The following is a 14,581-nucleotide window of genomic DNA, read 5'->3' on the forward strand; positions in this document are numbered from 1 at the left end:
CGCCATGGGGCGCTGACATGCCCCCCATCTACCTCGCCTCGCGCAGCCCGCGCCGGCGGGAAATCCTGGCGCAACTGGGCGTCGAGCACGAACTGCTGCTGCCGCCGCCCGTGAACGGCCCCGACGAACCGCAGCTGCCCGGTGAACCCGCCGCCGACTACGTGCGCCGCACGGCCCGCGAAAAGGCGCTGACCGGCGCCGAACTGCTGAAGCAACGCAAGCTGGCCGAGCGCCCCATCCTGGCCGCCGACACCACCGTCATCCTGGGCGGCGACGTACTGGGCAAGCCCGTCGACCGGAACGACGCGATGCGCATCCTGGGACGGCTGTCGGGATCCGAGCACGAAGTACACACGGCCCTCGCGCTGGTCCATCGCGGCACGCTGCACGAAGACGTCTCGATCACCCGCGTACGCTTTCGCGAACTGACGCCGCTCGACATCGCGCGCTACTGCGACACCGGCGAACCCTACGACAAGGCCGGCGCCTACGGCATACAGGGCCTGGGCGGCGTGTTCGTGCAGCACATCGCCGGCAGCTTCACCGGCGTGATGGGCCTGCCGCTGTACGAAACGGCACGGCTGCTGGGGCTGGCCGGCATCGTCCTGCCCTGATCCCCGCCCCGCCGGCACCCGACTCGCGGTAAGCTGCGGATAGTCGCGCACGCCACCGGCACATTCCATGACCGAAGACATCCTCATCAACGTATCCCCCTACGAAACCCGGGTCGCCGTCATCCAGCAGGGAGCCGTCCAGGAACTCCACATCGAGCGCACCTCGCAGAAGGGCTACGTCGGCAACATCTACCTCGGCCGCGTCGCGCGCGTGCTGCCGGGCATGCAAAGCGCCTTCATCGACATCGGCCTGGGCCGCGCCGCCTTCCTGCACATCGCCGACATCCGCGAAAGCCGCCAGGAGCGCGCCCACGGCGGCCACCCCGCCACCCCCATCGAGAAACTGCTGTTCGAGGGCCAGACCCTGATGGTGCAGGTCATCAAGGACCCGATCGGCACCAAGGGCGCCCGCCTGTCCACGCAGATCAGCGTGGCCGGCCGCATGCTGGTCTACCTGCCCTACGATCCGCATATCGGCATCTCGCAGCGCATCGAGTCCGAGGCCGAACGCAACCAGTTGCGCGACCGCGTCCAGCGCCTGGTGCCCGCCGAGGAAAAAGGCGGCTACATCGTGCGCACCCAGGCCGAGGACGCCTCCGACGAGGAACTCGCGGCCGACATCGCCTACCTGGGCAAGCTGTGGACCATCATGCAGCAGCAGGCCCGCACCAAGGGCGCGCCGTGGCTGCTGCACGAAGACCTCAACCTCGCACAGCGGGTGCTGCGCGACGTGGTCAGCACCGAGACCGCGTCCATCCAGATCGATTCGCGCAGCAGCTTCACCCGGCTGCTGGCCTGGGCCCGGGAGTTCACGCCCTCGGTCATCGACAAGGTCATGCACTATACCGGCGAGCGTCCGCTGTTCGACCTCTACAACGTCGACGAGGAAATCAACCGGGGCCTGTCGCGGCGGGTGGAACTGAAGTCGGGCGGCTACCTCATCATCGACCAGACCGAGGCGCTGACCACCATCGACGTCAACACCGGCGGCTTCGTCGGCGGACGCAACTTCGACGACACCATCTTCAAGACCAACCTCGAGGCGGCGCAGGCCATCGCACGCCAGTTGCGGCTGCGCAACCTGGGCGGCATCGTCATCCTGGACTTCATCGACATGGAGAACCTGGAGCACCGGGAATCGGTGCTGGGCGAACTGCGCAAGGCGCTGGCGCGTGACCGCACGCGCATCACGCTCAACGGCTTCACCCAGCTGGGGCTGGTCGAGATGACGCGCAAGCGCACGCGCGAATCGCTCAGCCACGTGCTGTGCGAATCCTGCCCCACTTGCCAGGGCCGGGGCCAGGTCAAGACCGCACGCACGCTGTGCTACGAAATCCTGCGCGAGATCCTGCGCGAGGCGCGGCAGTTCAACCCCAAGGAATTCCGCATCCTGGCCGCGCAGGCGGTGGTGGACCTGTTCCTGGAAGAGGAAAGCCAGAACCTGGCGTCGCTGGGCGACTTCATCGGCAAGCCGATCTCGCTGCAGGTCGAGGGGATCTATAGCCAGGAGCAGTACGACATTATCTTGATGTGATGCGGATGTCCTGGATCCGCTCGACACCGGGGGAATGGATGGCAGACTTGCGGTGCACAACGCACCGCAAGCCCCCCACACACCGCGTTATTAACGCTCGACATTAATAACGCGACACGTTACCATCCATCCAATGATCCTGTCATTCAAGTGTCCCCACACTGAAGCCCTGTTCCTGGGCAGACACGTCAAACGATTCGCCAACATCGAAGTGGTGGCGATGCGTAGACTCCAGCAGATCCACGCAGCTGCCACACTGGATTTCCTGCGCGTGCCCCCCGGAAACAGGCTGGAGGCGCTCTCAGGCGACCGGGCCGGACAATACAGCATCCGGATCAACGTTCAATGGCGCGTGTGCTTTCGCTTCAGCGCGGGGATCACCAGCGACGTCGAGATCGTGGATTATCACTAACAGGGAGAACGCCGTGCCCCGACAAATCCCCCTCGCCACTCCCGGCGAGATCCTGCTCCACGACTGGCTGGAGCCGATGGGTATTACACAATACGCCCTGGCCAAGGCCATCGGTGTGCCGCCCCGGCGCATCAACGAAATCGTCAAGGGACAGCGCGCCATCACCGCCGATACCGCCGTGCGACTGGGCGTTTATTTCGGGACCGACGCGCAAAGCTGGATGAATCTGCAAGCGCACTACGATACCGAACGAGCCAGGGAAGCCATCGGGAAGGAAACCCTGGCGCAGATCAAACGGCATGCGCACGCAGTCGCGGCCTAGGCATGGGTCGGGTTTGAACTCGTGTATCGTGTCTACGAGGCGCTCCTGACACCCGGCATATCTCTTTGCAGCCATCCATGACGCTCCCATCCCTGCGCTCCCTCTCCATCGACGACTACGAACCCATCGCCTCCGTGGTCGACGACTGGTGGGGCGGCCGGCCCATGCGCGGCCTGCTGCAGCGCCTGTTCTTCGAGCACTTCCGCGACACCAGCTTCGTCGCCGGCCGGCCCGAAGAAGTGCGCGCCTTCCTGATCGGCTTCGTCTCGCAGTCGGAAGCGGGCGTGGCCTACATCCATTTCGTCGGCGTCGAGCCGGCGCTGCGCGCCGCAGGCCTGGGGCGGGTGCTGTACGAGCGATTCTTCGATACCGTGCGGGCCCGCGGTTGCCGCGAAGTGCGCAGCATCACCTCGCCCGCCAATACGGGCTCGATCGCCTTCCACCGGCGCATGGGCTTCGAGCTGGCGCCCGGAACCGGTGTCGTCGACGGCGTCCCCGTCCATCTCGACCATGCCGGCCCAGGCCAGCATCGCGTGTGCTTCCGCAAGCCGATCGCGCCCGCCCTTTCCTGACGAGCCCTGCCCGCCTCCCATGCAAACCGCGCACACCTTCCGGCTGCCCTACAAGATCCACTTCTCGCGCTGCGACCCGGCCGGCATCATTTTCTATCCGCAGTACTTCATCCTGTTCAACGACCTGGTCGAGAGCTGGATAGACGCTATCCTGCCCGGCGGCTACCACGGCCTGGTGGGCGAGCGACGGGTGGGCATGCCGACCGTGCACATCGAATCGGACTTCCGGGCGATCAGCCGCTTCGGCGAACAGGTATGGCTGGAACTGGAGGTCACGCGCGTGGGCAACCGCTCGCTCACGCTGGCCTGGCGCTGCGTGGGCACGGACGACGTCGTACGGATGTCGGCGGTCCAAACCCTGGTCACCACCTCGCTGGACACGCACAAATCGATCGCCCTGCCCGACGACTTGCGAACTGCAATAGGGTAGAGGGTGTCCCCCCTACTCTCGGAATAGCTCGTGCACCTGCGCCCGCAGCCACATGTTGCCGGCGTCCTTGTGGAAGCGGCGCGGCCAGAACTGGTGGACTTCGATGGTGGGCACCTTCAGCGGCACGTCCACCATGCGGATGTCGGCGTGCTGCACGCAAACGGTGGCCATGTCGTGCGGCACGGTGGCGATCAGGTCCGAACTCTCGATGATGGGCAGCAGGCTGGTGAAATGCGAGGTCTCCAGCAGAATCCTGCGCCGTAGCCCCTTGCGCTGAAGATATTCCTCGAACAGGTGTTCCCGCCCCGGCCTGACCGCCGCATGCGGCAAGGCCAGGTATTGCTTGAGCGTGAGCGCATCCCCCACATCCGGATGGCCGCGGCGCACGATGCAGACGTAGGGATTGCGGAACAGCAGTTGCTGGAACATGCCCGCCTTGTGCAGGTCGGGAAAATAGCCGATGGCCAGCTCGGCCTCGCCCGACTCCAGTGCCTCGGCCGCCGCATGGCGCGGCATGGTCAGGGTGCGCAGGTTCAGCCCGGGGCCGGCCTGGACGAAGCGCGCCAGCAGTTTGGGAACGAAGTTGATCTCGCCGATGTCGGGCGTGATCAGCGTGAAGGTGCGTTCGCTGGTGGCCGGGTCGAAGGTATGGGCCTGCAGGATCTCGCTCTTGACCGTCTCCATGACGCGGCGCACCGCCGGGGCCAGCGCCAGCGCGCGTGGCGTGGGCTGCATGTGCGCCCCGGTGCGCACGAACAGGGCGTCGTTGAACAGCGTGCGCAGGCGGGCCACGGCCGCGCTCATGGCCGGCTGGCTCAGGCCGATGGCCTCGGCCGCGCGCGACACGCTGCGGTGCTCCAGCATGGCGTCGAACACGCGCAGCAGGTTCAGGTCTACATGACGAATATCCATGGCATGGATTTTAACTATTCGCCCAATCGTCTGGATAGATACTCACCCGGCCCGTAGACTGCCCGCATCACTTATACCAACGGAGACGCCCCATGTCCGGCCTGACCCTGGAACAGGCGAATGCCATCATCGCCGGCGCGCTGGCCCATTCCGCCCGCAAGGGCTACAAGCCCATGGCCGTGGTGGTGCTGGACGACGCCGGCCATCTGAAGTCGGCCCAGCGCCAGGACGGCGCCAGCATGTTCCGCGTGGACGTCGCGACCGGCAAGGCCTGGGCCGCGGTGGGCATGGACGCCTCCAGCCGCGCGCTGGCGCAGCGCGCCAAGGACAACCCGAACTTCTTCGTCGCCCTGGCGGCCACCGCGCAGGGACGCTTCCTGCCGCAGACCGGCGCCATCCTGATCCGCGATACCGGCGGCGCCATCCTGGGCGCGGCCGGCGCCAGCGGAGGCACGGGCGACGAGGACGAGGAAATCTGCATCGCCGGCATCACCGCCGCCGGCCTGCAGGCGGGCTGACGCGGCACGCATCACGGAGCAATCACCCATGGCATCTTCCACCATACAAGGGCTGCGCAGCGTGGCCCTGGAAGTCCCCGACCTCGACAAGGCGGAAGACTTCTACACCCGCATCTGGCACCTGGACGTCGTCGTCCGCGAGCCCGACGCCCTGTATTTCCGCGGCACCGGCCCGGACCACCACCTGCTGGCGCTGCACCGCGGCCCGCGCACGGCCATCCGCCACGTCACGCTGCGGGCGCATGGCGAGGACGCCCTGCACGCGATCGCCCGCGCCGGCATCGAAGCGGGCGGAACGCTGGCGGCCCCTGCCGGCCCCGTGGCCGACCCGGCCGGCGGCCGCGGACTGCTGCTGCGCGACCCCGACGGCAGGCTGATCCAGGTCGTGACCGGCGATGCCCGGCATGCCCAGGCGGACGGCGTGCCCGACCGGCCCGTGCGCCTCGCGCACGCGGTGCTCAACAGCGCCGACGTCGCCGCCACCCGGCGCTTCTTCGAGCAGGCGCTGGACTTCCGGCTGGCCGACCTCACCCGCATCATGGCATTCATGAACTGCAATGCCGACCACCACACGATCGCGGTGGGGATCACCGACAACAACGCGCTGAATCACATCGCCTTCGTCATGCCGGACCTGGAGTCGGTCATGCGCGGCGGCGGCCGGATGAAGGACGCCGGCTACGCGATCGAATGGGGCCCGGGCCGCCACGGCCCCGGCGACAACGCCTTCAACTATTTCATCGGCCCGTTCGGCGAAGTGATCGAATACACGGCGGAAGTGGAACAGATCGACGACGGCTACGTCGCCGGCAGCCCCGACGACTGGAAATGGCCGCCGGGCCGCGTGGACCAGTGGGGCATCTCGCCGCCGCCGTCGGCGCGCCTGAAGACGGCGCAAAGCGAAGTGTTCTTCGTGCCCTCGTCCGCCTGACGCCTCTTTTCCCGAACCACGGATCCATCATGCGACACCCCCACGTCCGGCTGGCGGGCACGGCCCGTCTCGCCCTGAAGAAACACCCCGCGCCCGGAGGCCGGGCATGAACGCCTTCGCGCATCCTCTTTACGACGTCGCCATCGTCGGCTTCGGTCCTTCCGGGGCGGTAGCCGCCGGGCTGCTGGGCAACCAGGGCTTCAAGGTCTACGTCTGCGACCGGCAGCACGACGTCTACGACAAGCCGCGCGCGATCGCGGTCGATCACGAGATCATGCGGGTCTTCCAGCAACTGGGGCTGGTCGATCGCATTTCCCGGTACGTGGAGCCCTTCACGCCGTCGGAATACTTCGGCGTGGACGGCCAGTTGATCAAGCGGCTCACGATGGTGGAGCCGCCCTACCCCCTGGGCTATACGCCCTCGAACGTCTTCACCCAGCCGCCGGTGGAACGCATCCTGCGCGACCACGTCCGGCAATTGCCGAACGTACGCGTCGAGCTGGACACGACGCTGGTCGGCCTGGAGCAGGACGCCGCGGGCGCCCGGCTGGACCTGGCCCACGCGGACGGCCGCCGCGCCAGCCTGCGGGCGAAATACGTCATCGGCTGCGATGGCGCTTCCAGCACGGTGCGCGAACTGGCGGGCATCGAACTGGAAGACCTGGAATTCGACGAACCCTGGCTGGTGGTGGACGTCCTGGCCAACGAACGCGGCCTGGCCAAGCTGCCGCGCACCAGCGTGCAGTACTGCGAACCTGACCGGCCCTGCACGCTGGTCATCGGCCCGGGCAATCACCGCCGCTGGGAGATCTCCCTCAAAACCGGAGAGGATCCCCGTACCATCACCCAGCCCGAGGAAACGTGGAAGCTGCTGTCGCGCTGGCTGACCCCGGACGACGGCGAGCTCTGGCGCCAGGCCAGCTACCGCTTCCATGCACTGGTTGCGCGCGACTGGCGCCGCGGCCGCGTGTTCGTCGCCGGCGATGCCGCCCACCAGCAGCCGCCCTTCCTGGGCCAGGGCATGTGCCAGGGCATACGCGACGTCGCCAATCTGAACTGGAAGCTGGCCGCCGTGCTGCGGCAGGCGGTAACGGAGGCCCAGGCCAACGCGCTGCTGGACAGCTACGGCATCGAGCGCAAGCAGCACGTGCGCAGCCTGACCGGCCGCATCAAGGCCATAGGCGCGGTGATCTGCGAACGCGACGAGGCCCGGGCCCGCGCCCGCGACGCCCACCTGCTGGACGAATGCGGCGGCACGGTGCGCGACATGCCGCGCCAGGAGGTCATTCCGCCGCTGGAGCAAGGCCTGCTGGCACGCGCCGGCACGCCCGCGCGCGGCACGCTGTTCCCCCAACCCTGGATCATGCAGGCCGGCACCGCGGTCCGCCTGGACCAGGCGGCGGGAGACGGCTGGTGGCTGGTGCTGGACGCCCGCCACGCGGGAGCCGTGCCCGCCCTTCCATCCGGATGGAGCATGGCCACGCTGGATATGGGCGAACTGGCCGAAACCGAAGGCGTGTGCGCGGCGTGGTTCGAACGCCACCGCTGCACGGCGGCGGTGGTACGCCCCGACCGCTATGTCTATGGCGTCGCGTCCGATGCGCGCGAACTGGACGCCTTGCTGGACGAACTACGCAACGCGCTGCATTGACCCCACCAAGCGAGGAGACAACGATGAACAGAAGACACGCCATCCAGACTCTGGCCGCCCTGGCCGCCGTCCCGGCGCTTTCCCCCCTGCGCTCGGCGCTGGCCCAGGCCTGGCCGGATAAACCGGTGCGGCTGCTGCTGTCGCAGCCTCCCGGATCCGGCCCGGACAACATCGCCCGGCTGCTGTCCGAGCGGCTGTATCCGCGCTGGGGCCAGGCGGTCGTGATCGAGAACAAGCCGGGCGGCCAGAACACGGTGGGCGCGCAGGCGGCCGCGCGGTCACCCGCCGACGGCTACAACTTCTATTTCGCGACGACCGCGGCGCTGGTCACCAACGCCTTCCTGTTCAAGCAACTGCCTTATGACCCCGCCAAGGACTTCGTGCCCGTGGCCTTCGTCGCCCGCAGCCCGTTCGGCATCCTGGTCAAGGCCGACTCGCCCATCCGCACCGTCGAAGAGCTGGTCGCCAAGTCCAAGGCCGCGCCGGGCACGTTCACGCTGGGCAACGAGGGGCCGCGCACCTTCGGCGGCATGATCGCCCGCCTGTTCAACGCCCGCTCCGGCGCCCAGGCCAACCTGGTGCCCTACGTGTCGGTAGGTGTTTCGGCGCAGAACCTGATGGGCGGCCACGTGGATGCCATCGTGGCCGACGTGGCCTCGACCGCGCAGCTCGCCAAGCAAGGACGGCTGCGGCTGCTTGCCGTGACTTCGGACAAGCGCCTGGCGGACTGGCCGCAGGTACCGGCGGTGTCCGAGCTGCTGCCCGATTTCGACATGGTGGGCTGGTTCGCCATCGTCGCGCCCGCCGGCACGCCCACGGCGGCGGTCGAGCGGGTCAACCGCGACATCAATGCGCTGCTGTCCGACGAGGAAGTGGCCGGGCGCATCGCCACCATCGGTCCCATCGCCGCGCCGGGCTACAGCCCGGCCCAGACCGGCGATTTCCTCAAGCGCGAACATGCGCGATGGGCGCGGATCACCAGGGAAATCGACATCCTGCCAGAATGAGATAAAACAGGACCTGAAACAAAAAGGGCGCTCGGTGGAGCGCCCTGCCGTCGATCACTTCCTGAGGTCGTCGGGAACCTTGCCGCCGTTGTCCGCCAGCTTCTGCATCACCTGCTTGTGCAGCCAGATGTTCATCGAGGCCGAATCGTTGGTATCGCCGCTGTAGTGCAGTTCGGTCGCGAGCTGCTTGCGGGCCGCCAGGCTGCTGTCCAGTCCCAGCAACTTCATCAGGTCGACGATGGAAGTCTTCCAGTTCAGCTTCTCGGGGCTCTTGGCCGCCAGGGCGTTCAGGATGGTTTCCACATCCACGGCCGGCATGGCCGGAGCAGCCGCGCCACCAGGCGCCGGAGCGGCGGGAGGCGCTTCCTGGGCCACCGCGGGATGGCTGGATGGGAAAATCTTGTCGAGTATGGCTTTGAAAATGCTCACATCTTCCCCCTAATCGTCGTGAACGGCACATGCCTGCGGACGATTGTATAGACCGTCGCAGGGTGCCGAGCCCTGGGATGTAACGGGATGCAATAACTGAGAAACGTCGGTCGCTACAGCTTGAACCAGCGGTCGTTCTCGATTTCGTCGGCGATGCGGATCTCGGCTTCGTCCAGGCATTCCTGCTCGGACTCGGCCGGAATGTCGCGCAGCGCCAGGGTCGGTCCGAGCAGCAACCGCCTGCCTTCGCTCTGTTCGTAGATCTTGCAGTTGACATCCCACGTGCCCGGGCCACGCTGCAGCGGGTCTATCTCCACTTCCAGCACACGGGAAGTGCGATTCGGGCAATATTGGAAAGAGAACATGGCTGGCCCCGCTCCGGTCAGTTCGAACCGGGCCACTATAGCGCCGGAAACCGCGTCTGGCCTCATGCAGTGCAGCATGGCGGCATGCCCGCCGTCGTAGTCAGGCGTCAAGACGCCCAGGACACCAGCGACAGCAGCAACAGCAGCGCCATCCAGAGCACCACCGCCCGCCACAGCAGCCCCACCGCCGCATGCAGCGTGGCCGGATCGGGCAGCCGGACCGGCTCGTCGGGCGCCTCGGTGGCGGCGGTGAATTCGCTGGCGGCGGAAGCCGGCTGGACCGGTCCCACCAGGTCGGGATCGACGGCCTCGGCCGGCGGCTGCCACTTGCCCGATACCGGCGCCAGGCGCACGCCCAGCGCGCCCGCCGCGCTTTCGACCACCACGCCGCGCTGGGGATCGTCCCAGCCGGAGGCCCGCTGGCGCCACCCGTACAGGGCATCCTCGAAATTGCCGACGATGGCGAAGCCGACCGCCGTCATCCGGGCAGGAATCCAGTCCAGCAGGTAGAACGCCCGGCGCGCCACGTCGCCGAAGGCATCGGGGCGATCGTTCCACTCCTGCCGCGCGATGCCCGCCAGCTTGTACAGCACGGCGCCGGACGGACCGGGCAGCAGCGCATACCAGAACAACACCCCGTAGACGTTCCGATGCGAGGCGACCACGCCTTCCTCGATCGCGGTCCGGCAGATCTCCGGCACGGTCATGGTCTCGGCGGACACGGTGTCGCCGGATGCCCGCAGCCACTCCTGCAGGTGGCTGCGCGCCAGCGTGACGTCGCCACGGGCCAGCGCGAACTGGATCTCGGTGAAATGATGGCTGAACTGCCGGAACCCCAGCGTGAACCACAGCACGACGACGTGGAAGACCAGCGAGAAGACAGGGTGCACCGACCACGCCAGCGATCCGATCAGCCATATCGCCACCGTGGGCACCCCCACCACCAGCAGCCAGCCCAGCAGGGCATAGCCACGGCTACCCGCATCCAGCGCATGGCCGGCCCACCGGCACGCGGCGCGGGCGGCTTCATGGACGGCGTTGGAACGCGGCAGGGGCCGGACTTGTTCGGCAAGAAAGGCAAGAAGGAGTGCGAAGAAGCTCATGAGCGCATTCTAGATTGCATAGCCATGATTTTGCATCATCCCTCGCATGCGCGAGGAGGACACGGAGATCACGCGCGCAGGAACTGGTAGAGATTGCGCAGCATGCCCGCCGTCGCGCCCCAGATGAAGAACTGCTTCCATGGCATCGAATAATAGGAACGCAGGCCGCCGGCAGGCAACGCGGCGCTGTGCAGCCGATGGTTGGACGGATCCATCAGGAAGCGTAGCGGCACCTCGAACACCTCGGCCACCTCGAAGGGATCCGGACGCGGCGCGAAATCCGGGCGCACCAGCCCCACCAGCGGCACGACACGAAAGCCCGTGCCGGTGAAATAGTCCGGCAACTGCCCGATGACTTCCACCAGCCCGCGCGGCAGGCCGGTTTCCTCTTCGGTCTCGCGCAGCGCGGCATCCGTCACCGACGAATCGCTGGGCTCCACCCGCCCGCCCGGAAAACTGACCTGACCGGCGTGGTCGTGCAGATGCGCGGTGCGCTGCGTCAGCATGATCTGGATGCCATCGGGCCGGAGCATCATCGGCACCAGCACCGACGCCAGCCGCAGGGAACGGTCCGCCGCACGCGCCGGATTGATGTCCTGCGCATCCGGCGTCCATGCGGGCGGCGCGGCGAAACGGTCGCGCAGCGCCATCGGCGTCAGGCGTGTGTCGGGCACCGCCACCAATCCGCCCGGATTGGCGACCCACGGCTGGGCGACGGGATCGAAGGTCGGGCGCTGCGACGGCCGCGGGACGGGCGGAGCGAGGGAGTCGGGCTGAATTTCCTCCGGCGTATCGTCGATCTCGTCTGCCGGAGCGTCGCTAGGTTGATCGGTCGGAATGGCTGATGACATGTGAAACGGAAATCCCGGCGAAAAACGCCGTCGTTGTCGGCATGGCTAGAGCATACTCCCGCAGGCCGCTCCAGCGAAAAATGCCGCCACGCGTCGGCAAAAAAAAGCGCCCCACAAGGGGCGCTTCGTCTTGCAGTACCGCGAGGATCAAGCCTTGGCAGCCGGCGTATTGCGAACCAGCTTTTCCTTGATCCGGGCCGACTTGCCCGAACGGAAACGCAGGTAGTACAGCTTCGCACGGCGCACGTCGCCGCGGCGCTTGACTTCGATCGACGCGATGGTCGGCGCGTACAATTGGAACGTACGCTCCACGCCTTCACCCGACGAAATCTTGCGGACGATGAACGACGAGTTCAGGCCACGATTGCGCTTGGCGATGACCACGCCTTCGTAGGCCTGGACGCGCTTGCGGGTGCCTTCAACCACGTTGACGTTGACCACCACGGTGTCGCCGGGGGCGAATTCCGGAATGGTCTTGTTGGCCGTCAAGCGGGCCAGCTCTTCTTGCTCGAGGACTTGGATCAGGTCCATTTCTATCTCCAATGACCATCATACGTAGCGATTCTGCTTTTGATGGCACCGCTACCAGAGGATGGGAACTCCCACCGGACTCATGCCCGGCAGGCTTGCTGCAACGCCGGCCGCCGAGGCGGTCAGCGCTTGTCTTCCCTTTGCAGGTCGGACAGAAACTTCTCATCGTCGCGGCTCAACCAGCCGCGCTCGCGTGCCGCCTCGATCAGATCGGGGCGCTTGCCGCTCGTCGCTTCCAGCGACTGCCGGCGCCGCCAACGCTCGATGTTGGCATGATGCCCCGACAACAGCACGTCGGGCACCGGCTGGCCGTCATAGACTTCCGGCCGAGTATAGTGCGGACAGTCCAAAAGGCCGGACAACCGCTCGTTGAACGAATCCTGCACGGCGGATTCGTCGTCGTTCAGGACACCGGGCAACAGCCTGACCGCGGCGTCCATCATCGCCATCGCCGCGATTTCCCCGCCGGACAGCACGAAGTCGCCCAGCGACACTTCCTGCGTCACCCAGCGGTCGATGAACCGCTGGTCGATGCCTTCATAGCGACCGCACACCAGGATGGCGCCCGTTCCGCCGGCCAGCGCGTGAGCCTGGGCCTGGTCGAAACGCCGCCCCTGCGGCGACAGCAACACCACCGGCGCCTCGGGCAAACCGGCCTGCGCGCGCTGGTCGCGCGCCGCGCACACGGCTTTCTCCAGAGGCTCGACCCGCATCACCATGCCGGGTCCGCCGCCATAGGGCCTGTCGTCCACCGTCCGATGCACGTCCACCGTGAAGTCGCGCGGATTCCAGGCCTGCAACCGCCACCGGCCCTGCGCATGCGCCCGGCCGGTCACGCCCTGCTGGCTGATGGCCTCGAACATCGGGCCGAACAGCGTGATCACGTCGAACCGCAACATCTCGTCCATGGCCCGGGCCCAAGCCCTTTGTTCACGCCCGACGGGTCAGAAACCCTCGGGCCAATCGCTGTCTATGCGCCGGGCGTCCAGATCGACGCCGCGGATATACGCGTCGACGAAAGGCACCAGGGTCTCGCGCTGCCTGCCGCGCGCATCGAGCAGCGGCTGCGTCGGCTGGCCGGGAGCCACGGGTTCGACACAGGCCACGTGCAAAATCGCATGCACCCCGTTATCGCTGACTTCCGACACCGTGCCCAGGACGACTTCCTGGTCCGAGTCATTCTTGCCCGTCAATGTACAGCCGATCAGGTCCACCCAATAGAACTCGCCTTCGGCGAGCCGGGGGAACTGACTGCGCGGCACCAGCACCGTCCAACCCTTCCAGGCCAGGGCCTGGTCCCGGTCGGACACGCCGGGAAAAGCGACCGTCACCACCGCGCCATGGCGCTTGGCGTCGGCCACTTCGATACGGCGCACTTCCGTGCCCTTGCGCAACCACCACGCGCGGCTGCCCAACAAGGCTTCGGACTGGGCCGAGTACGGCTGGATCTTGAGACCGCCGCGCACGCCAAAGGCCTCCGCCACATGCCCGACCTCGACGAGGTCGGCGGGAAGGGCGGGATCGCTACCGGACCCCGTGGGCGCAGCGGACACCACGAAATCAGGCAGCCGGCGCGACCTTGGCGCCGTACTCCTTGACGAGACGGGCCACGGCCGGCGACAGCTGGGCGCCGTTCTTGGTCCAGTGCTCGACGCGGTCGAGCGCGATGCGCAGGCCTTCTTCACCCTCGGAAGCAACGGGGTTGTAGAAACCCACGCGCTCGATGAAACGGCCATCGCGGCGATTGCGCGAATCGGCAGCAACGAGGTTGTAGAAGGGGCGCTTCTTCGAGCCGCCGCGGGACATACGAATCACCACCATAGGTAATTCCTTGGAAAAGTTGACTGAGAAAAGCCCTAAAGTATAGCCCGGCCTGCTAGGCCTAGCAAGCAAGGATGCGGTAAAGTCCTTCAAAATCAAGCTCTTCTACGATGGATTCCCACCACATGTCCACCTCTTCCGCCGACGATACGTCCCCTATCCCCCAGCCGACCCGAGGATTCCGCCATAAAACCGTGGCGGGACTGCTGGCCGCCGTGCTGGGCTGGGCCGGCGCGCACTGGTGGTACCTGGGCCGCCGCCACGGCTGGATCGTCCTGCTGTTCTCGCTGATCATGATAGGCACCGCGCTGCGCAGCGAAACGTGGTATTTCCATCCCGCCTTCTTCCTGTTCCTCGTCCCGGCCGTCGTGGGCTTCATCGAGGCCATCGTCCTGTGCCTGACCTCCGATGCCAAGTTCGATGCCAGGTACAACCCGGGCCAGGCGCGGCAGTCGCGCACCGGCTGGGGGCCGGTGCTGGTGGCCGGCATCACGCTGGCCGTGGGTACCGCCATCCTGATGCTGGGCATCGTCCTGCTGTTCCAGAGCCTGTTCGAAGGCATCCCGGCCTGATCGCGG

At 66.9% G+C, this 14,581-nt stretch carries 20 protein-coding genes; 11 read left to right on the forward strand and 9 right to left on the reverse strand.

Annotation, left to right across the window (positions count from 1 at the left end):
• The first annotated feature begins 17 nt into the window (after positions 1 to 17).
• From WKR98_RS26070 to WKR98_RS26095, 6 genes are all read left to right on the forward strand, one after another.
• On the forward strand, positions 18 to 614 hold the full coding sequence (locus WKR98_RS26070; protein WP_341435068.1) for a Maf family protein: 597 nt from the start codon (positions 18 to 20) through the stop codon (positions 612 to 614).
• 67 nt (positions 615 to 681) lie between these two features.
• The gene (gene rng, locus WKR98_RS26075) at positions 682 to 2,148 is read left to right on the forward strand and encodes a ribonuclease G (protein ID WP_124688708.1); all 1,467 of its coding nucleotides are present in this window, start codon (positions 682 to 684) and stop codon (positions 2,146 to 2,148) included.
• Positions 2,149 to 2,281: 133 nt separating this feature from the next.
• On the forward strand, positions 2,282 to 2,560 hold the full coding sequence (locus WKR98_RS26080) for a type II toxin-antitoxin system RelE/ParE family toxin (RefSeq protein ID WP_341435069.1): 279 nt from the start codon (positions 2,282 to 2,284) through the stop codon (positions 2,558 to 2,560).
• 13 nt (positions 2,561 to 2,573) lie between these two features.
• Positions 2,574 to 2,882 (forward strand): HigA family addiction module antitoxin, encoded by a 309-nt coding sequence (locus WKR98_RS26085; RefSeq protein ID WP_341435070.1) that lies wholly within the window; start codon positions 2,574 to 2,576, stop codon positions 2,880 to 2,882.
• A 77-nt stretch (positions 2,883 to 2,959) separates the two neighbouring features.
• A complete protein-coding gene (locus WKR98_RS26090; RefSeq protein ID WP_341435071.1) occupies positions 2,960 to 3,454 on the forward strand; it encodes a GNAT family N-acetyltransferase in 495 nt (164 codons plus the stop codon).
• 19 nt (positions 3,455 to 3,473) lie between these two features.
• A complete protein-coding gene (locus WKR98_RS26095; protein WP_087841010.1) occupies positions 3,474 to 3,884 on the forward strand; it encodes an acyl-CoA thioesterase in 411 nt (136 codons plus the stop codon).
• A 12-nt stretch (positions 3,885 to 3,896) separates the two neighbouring features.
• On the opposite strand, the gene WKR98_RS26100 is transcribed toward WKR98_RS26095, so the two are convergent.
• Positions 3,897 to 4,796: a LysR family transcriptional regulator gene (locus WKR98_RS26100; RefSeq protein WP_341435072.1), complete on the reverse strand. Its 900-nt coding sequence runs from the start codon at positions 4,794 to 4,796 to the stop codon at positions 3,897 to 3,899.
• 92 nt (positions 4,797 to 4,888) lie between these two features.
• Here WKR98_RS26100 and WKR98_RS26105 point away from each other — a divergent pair, with 92 nt between their 5' ends.
• The 4 genes from WKR98_RS26105 (at position 4,889) to WKR98_RS26120 (ending at position 8,903) form a co-directional block, all read left to right on the forward strand.
• Positions 4,889 to 5,314: a GlcG/HbpS family heme-binding protein gene (locus tag WKR98_RS26105; RefSeq protein ID WP_124688704.1), complete on the forward strand. Its 426-nt coding sequence runs from the start codon at positions 4,889 to 4,891 to the stop codon at positions 5,312 to 5,314.
• Between the two features lie 28 nt (positions 5,315 to 5,342).
• Positions 5,343 to 6,245, forward strand: a complete 903-nt coding sequence (locus WKR98_RS26110) for a VOC family protein (protein WP_341435073.1) — start codon at positions 5,343 to 5,345, stop codon at positions 6,243 to 6,245.
• Between the two features lie 106 nt (positions 6,246 to 6,351).
• Positions 6,352 to 7,896 carry a bifunctional 3-(3-hydroxy-phenyl)propionate/3-hydroxycinnamic acid hydroxylase gene (locus WKR98_RS26115; RefSeq protein ID WP_341435074.1) on the forward strand — a complete coding sequence of 515 codons (1,545 nt, stop codon included), beginning with the start codon at positions 6,352 to 6,354 and terminating at the stop codon, positions 7,894 to 7,896.
• Between the two features lie 23 nt (positions 7,897 to 7,919).
• Complete coding sequence (locus tag WKR98_RS26120) at positions 7,920 to 8,903, forward strand: Bug family tripartite tricarboxylate transporter substrate binding protein (RefSeq protein ID WP_341435075.1); 984 nt, start codon at positions 7,920 to 7,922, stop codon at positions 8,901 to 8,903.
• A 54-nt stretch (positions 8,904 to 8,957) separates the two neighbouring features.
• Here WKR98_RS26120 and WKR98_RS26125 read toward each other — a convergent pair whose 3' ends face one another.
• From WKR98_RS26125 to rpsP, 8 genes are all read right to left on the reverse strand, one after another.
• Positions 8,958 to 9,332 carry a DUF3597 domain-containing protein gene (locus WKR98_RS26125; protein ID WP_124688700.1) on the reverse strand — a complete coding sequence of 125 codons (375 nt, stop codon included), beginning with the start codon at positions 9,330 to 9,332 and terminating at the stop codon, positions 8,958 to 8,960.
• A gap of 113 nt (positions 9,333 to 9,445) precedes the next feature.
• A complete protein-coding gene (locus WKR98_RS26130; protein ID WP_124688699.1) occupies positions 9,446 to 9,697 on the reverse strand; it encodes a hypothetical protein in 252 nt (83 codons plus the stop codon).
• 107 nt (positions 9,698 to 9,804) lie between these two features.
• Positions 9,805 to 10,800 carry a CobD/CbiB family protein gene (locus WKR98_RS26135; RefSeq protein WP_124688698.1) on the reverse strand — a complete coding sequence of 332 codons (996 nt, stop codon included), beginning with the start codon at positions 10,798 to 10,800 and terminating at the stop codon, positions 9,805 to 9,807.
• Between the two features lie 68 nt (positions 10,801 to 10,868).
• Positions 10,869 to 11,651, reverse strand: coding sequence for a CoA pyrophosphatase (locus tag WKR98_RS26140; protein WP_341435076.1), 783 nt, complete (start codon positions 11,649 to 11,651; stop codon positions 10,869 to 10,871).
• A 147-nt stretch (positions 11,652 to 11,798) separates the two neighbouring features.
• On the reverse strand, positions 11,799 to 12,182 hold the full coding sequence (rplS, locus tag WKR98_RS26145) for a 50S ribosomal protein L19 (protein ID WP_124688696.1): 384 nt from the start codon (positions 12,180 to 12,182) through the stop codon (positions 11,799 to 11,801).
• A 122-nt stretch (positions 12,183 to 12,304) separates the two neighbouring features.
• Complete coding sequence (gene trmD / locus WKR98_RS26150; RefSeq protein WP_124692276.1) at positions 12,305 to 13,078, reverse strand: tRNA (guanosine(37)-N1)-methyltransferase TrmD; 774 nt, start codon at positions 13,076 to 13,078, stop codon at positions 12,305 to 12,307.
• A 48-nt stretch (positions 13,079 to 13,126) separates the two neighbouring features.
• Positions 13,127 to 13,738 carry a ribosome maturation factor RimM gene (gene rimM, locus WKR98_RS26155; RefSeq protein WP_341435077.1) on the reverse strand — a complete coding sequence of 204 codons (612 nt, stop codon included), beginning with the start codon at positions 13,736 to 13,738 and terminating at the stop codon, positions 13,127 to 13,129.
• 4 nt (positions 13,739 to 13,742) lie between these two features.
• Entirely contained in the window at positions 13,743 to 14,003 is a 261-nt protein-coding gene (gene rpsP / locus WKR98_RS26160) for a 30S ribosomal protein S16 (RefSeq protein WP_087840999.1), read from the reverse strand.
• 125 nt (positions 14,004 to 14,128) lie between these two features.
• Here rpsP and WKR98_RS26165 point away from each other — a divergent pair, with 125 nt between their 5' ends.
• The gene (locus WKR98_RS26165) at positions 14,129 to 14,575 is read left to right on the forward strand and encodes a TM2 domain-containing protein (RefSeq protein ID WP_238160333.1); all 447 of its coding nucleotides are present in this window, start codon (positions 14,129 to 14,131) and stop codon (positions 14,573 to 14,575) included.
• Positions 14,576 to 14,581 lie beyond the last annotated feature (6 nt).

Source organism: Pigmentiphaga sp. YJ18 (assembly GCF_038066655.1).
Taxonomy (GTDB): Bacteria; Pseudomonadota; Gammaproteobacteria; order Burkholderiales; family Burkholderiaceae_B; genus Pigmentiphaga.